This window comes from Marivita sp. (genome assembly GCF_017643905.1).
Taxonomy (GTDB): Bacteria; Pseudomonadota; Alphaproteobacteria; order Rhodobacterales; family Rhodobacteraceae; genus Marivita.
Genome location: NZ_JAEPMO010000262.1, coordinates 1 through 3,158, shown reverse-complemented (window position 1 = coordinate 3,158; position 3,158 = coordinate 1). Strand labels below are relative to the sequence as shown.

Annotated in this window: 4 protein-coding genes and 1 pseudogene; 2 read left to right on the top strand and 3 right to left on the bottom strand. The window is 62.6% G+C overall.

The window, feature by feature from the left end:
- Together JJ869_RS22960 and plsY are read left to right on the top strand one after the other, a co-directional pair.
- A partial coding sequence (locus tag JJ869_RS22960; RefSeq protein ID WP_292271215.1) for an amidohydrolase family protein occupies positions 1-334 on the top strand: 334 nt, incomplete at its 5' end.
- Entirely contained in the window at positions 334-945 is a 612-nt protein-coding gene (gene plsY, locus JJ869_RS22955; protein ID WP_292271213.1) for a glycerol-3-phosphate 1-O-acyltransferase PlsY, read from the top strand. The genes JJ869_RS22960 and plsY, both read left to right, overlap by 1 nt.
- A 55-nt stretch (positions 946-1,000) precedes the next feature.
- Here the strand turns inward: plsY and msrA are convergent, their stop codons facing one another.
- The 3 genes and pseudogenes from msrA to JJ869_RS22940 form a co-directional block, all read right to left on the bottom strand.
- The gene (gene msrA, locus JJ869_RS22950) at positions 1,001-1,507 is read right to left on the bottom strand and encodes a peptide-methionine (S)-S-oxide reductase MsrA (RefSeq protein ID WP_292271210.1); all 507 of its coding nucleotides are present in this window, start codon (positions 1,505-1,507) and stop codon (positions 1,001-1,003) included.
- Positions 1,504-1,953: a peptide-methionine (R)-S-oxide reductase MsrB gene (gene msrB, locus JJ869_RS22945; RefSeq protein WP_292271208.1), complete on the bottom strand. Its 450-nt coding sequence runs from the start codon at positions 1,951-1,953 to the stop codon at positions 1,504-1,506. Before msrB ends, msrA begins: the two co-directional genes overlap by 4 nt.
- Before the next feature lie 65 nt (positions 1,954-2,018).
- A pseudogene (locus JJ869_RS22940) lies at positions 2,019-3,158 on the bottom strand (hydantoinase/oxoprolinase family protein); the annotation flags it as partial.

Genomic DNA, 3,158 nt, shown 5'->3' with positions numbered 1-3,158 from the left:
GCGCCTGCCCTTCGAGGAAGCGGCAAGCGGGGCTGTGGGTCTGGAAACCATGCTGCCGGTGCTGATGCGCCTCTATCATTCGGGCGATCTTGATCTGCCGACGCTCTTCCGTGCGCTATCGTTGAACCCGGCAAAGCGGCTCGGGCTGGACTGCGGGCGCCTGACCAAAGGCGCACCCGCCGATCTGGTTCTCTTCGATCCCGACAAGCCCATTGTGCTCGACCGATTCAAGCTCAAGTCCAAGTCGAAGAACACGCCCTTTGACGGCGCGCGCTTGCAGGGTAAGGTTCTTGAAACCTTTGTCAGCGGAACCTCGGTCTACCGGAGCACATGATGCCAACGCTTGAGACAGGACTGGCCCTCTATGCGCTTTGGGCGCTGATCGGCTACCTGCTTGGGTCGATCCCCTTCGGCCTGATCCTGACCAAGGCGATGGGTCTAGGGGATCTTCGCGAGATCGGATCAGGCAATATCGGCGCGACCAACGTCCTGCGCACCGGCAATAAGGGGGCCGCTGCTGCGACCCTGTTGCTCGACGGGGCCAAAGGTGCGGTTGCCGTATTGCTGGCCCGTGAATTTGGCGGAGAAATCGCGGCGCAGATTGCGGCACTTGCCGCGTTTCTTGGCCATTGTTTTCCTGTCTGGCTGGGCTTCAAAGGCGGCAAGGGGGTTGCGACATTCCTTGGCCTGATGCTGGCTCTGTCATGGCCCGTGGGTCTCTTGGCTTGCGCCACATGGCTGGCCACCGCCGTCATCAGCCGGATCTCCAGCCTCTCGGCACTGGTGGCCGCATCATGGTCGACACTGTGGTGTCTTCTGGTCGGTCAGGGACAGGTGTTTTTCCTGACCTTGGCGCTTGCCCTGCTCATCATCTGGCGGCACCGCGAAAACCTGACCCGCCTCAAGGCCGGGACAGAGCCCAGGATTGGCGGCAAGAAGACCTGACCCCGGAAAAGAAAAAGGCCCGCGAACGGGCCTTTCCGTACTCTCTCAACAACCTTTACTCGGCCGCGTCGCGCTTGGGCAGCACCCAATTGGCGCGCGGGAAGTGGCAGGTATAGCCGTTCGGGAACCGCTCCAGGTAATCCTGATGCTCGGGCTCCGCCTCCCAGAAATCCCCTACGGGTTCGACTTCGGTCACAACCTTGCCCGGCCAGATGCCGCTTGCGTTCACATCGGCGATGGTGTCCAGCGCACAGTCCTTCTGTGCCTCGTCCACATAATAGATCGCCGAGCGGTAGCTCAGGCCACGGTCATTGCCCTGACGGTTCAACGTGGTCGGATCGTGGATCTGAAAGAAGAACTCCAAGAGCTTGCGATACGAGATCACCAACGGATCAAAAATGATCTCGATCCCCTCGGCATGGGTGCCGTGATTGCGATAGGTCGCGTTGGGGACATCCCCACCGGTATAGCCCACGCGGGTGTCCAGAACACCGGGCAGCTTGCGGATCAGATCCTGCATCCCCCAGAAACAGCCACCTGCCAAAACAGCACGTTCAGTCATGCCACATCCTCCACTTGATCCAGATAATCGCCATAGCCTTCGGCCTCCATATCGTCACGATGGATGAACCGCAGGCTGGCGGAATTGATGCAATAGCGCAAACCACCCCGGTCGCGCGGACCGTCCGGGAACACGTGCCCCAGATGGCTGTCGCCATGGGCCGAGCGCACCTCGGTGCGGATCATCCCGTGGGACATGTCGCGCAGCTCATTGATATGCGCAGGTTCAATCGGCTTGGTGAAGCTGGGCCAGCCGCAACCGGACTCGTACTTGTCGGCACTGGCAAACAGCGGCTCGCCGCTCACGATATCGACATAGATGCCGGGTTCCTTGTTGTGAAGGTATTCCCCCGTGCCGGGACGTTCCGTCCCGCTTTCCTGCGTGACGTAGAACTGTTCCGGCGACAGCGTTGCAATCACGTCCGGGTTCTTTTCGTATTTGGCCATGCGGGCACCTCCATTGGTCGTCCAGAGCCTATAGATGGCGCGCAGAATACCAAGTCCAACACTTGTTACAGCGCGGTCTCCACGTCGTGAGCCGTGATCCGTGGCCGACCGGTCGCTTCGACCACGATGCGTGCCTCGACAAACATCTCGCGCGCTTCGATCTCGGCGCGTTTGACCTCGCGCCAGACCTGCACATGGACCGATGCCGCACCTGCCGCTTCGGCGTCTTCAATGGCCGCCGCACTCAGCCTCGCCTCCAGCATCGCCATAGCCGCATCTGCATCGCGGAAATCCTGCGGCGCATCGGGCAGATGCGCCCGGAAAAGACCCTCGGACGGGCTGCTCACCAAGCCTTCGCGCAGCATCCGGATCCGGCCCGTGACGGCACCAATGGCATTGGCCACATCTCCATGGTCCGGCAAAAGCATCTCGGCATTCAGGTATTGCCCGACAGCGGGATAGGTCGTCTGCGCCGATGCACCCAACCCCACGACGGGAACGGAGAGACCAGCCGTCAGATGCACCAAGCCCTGCGTCTGCCGCAACCCACGCGCCATCAACGGATGTTGGGCAAGCGCGGTCGGGTCTTCCATCCCATCCTCCGCAAACGCCGCTTCCAGCAGCACAGTACCGGTGGCGCGGGTCAGCGCATCGACGATCTGTTCAGCCATCTCCTGCGCGGTTTGGGCGTGCCTCTCCCCCGATCCGGTGCGGTTGCGGGCCAGCAAGGCCAGCGCCTTTTCCGACGCGGTTGCATCCCAATGGGCAAACCGCCCCAGCACGTGCAGCGCATCCGTCGGCGTTGGCCCCGCGACCTGCACCAACCCACGCGACACCAGAAGCCGCAGCGACTGCGCCTCCAGCCGCGACTGCACCACAGCCCCCAAAGGCTGCGGCGCAACGGTGATCCGGTCCAGCACGGCCTGCGCGCGTTCCGGCAGACCAACCGCATCCTGCCCTTCGACCCGCCGCACGAAGCGGGCATCGTATTCGCCGGGAACGGGTCGGTTCATCTGCTCATCCATCGCCTTGTGCACCACGTCTGGCGCATCCTGCGCCACAATCGCCACGGGCAACACACGCCTTGGCCCAAGCGTCACACCCCCGGTCAAACCGCCACTCGCCAAATGCACCTCGCTGTCTCCACCCAGCCCGTGCGTGCGCATCGCCACTGCCTCGACCATTGTGCGATGCGGCCCGACTCG

What these genes read in the sequence shown, in the direction of transcription:
- plsY (WP_292271213.1), top strand. Translation starts at nt 334, where the DNA reads ATGCCAACGCTTGAGACAGGACTGGCCCTCTATGCGCTTTGGGCGCTG.
- msrA (WP_292271210.1), bottom strand. Translation starts at nt 1,507, where the DNA reads ATGACTGAACGTGCTGTTTTGGCAGGTGGCTGTTTCTGGGGGATGCAG.
- msrB (WP_292271208.1), bottom strand. Translation starts at nt 1,953, where the DNA reads ATGGCCAAATACGAAAAGAACCCGGACGTGATTGCAACGCTGTCGCCG.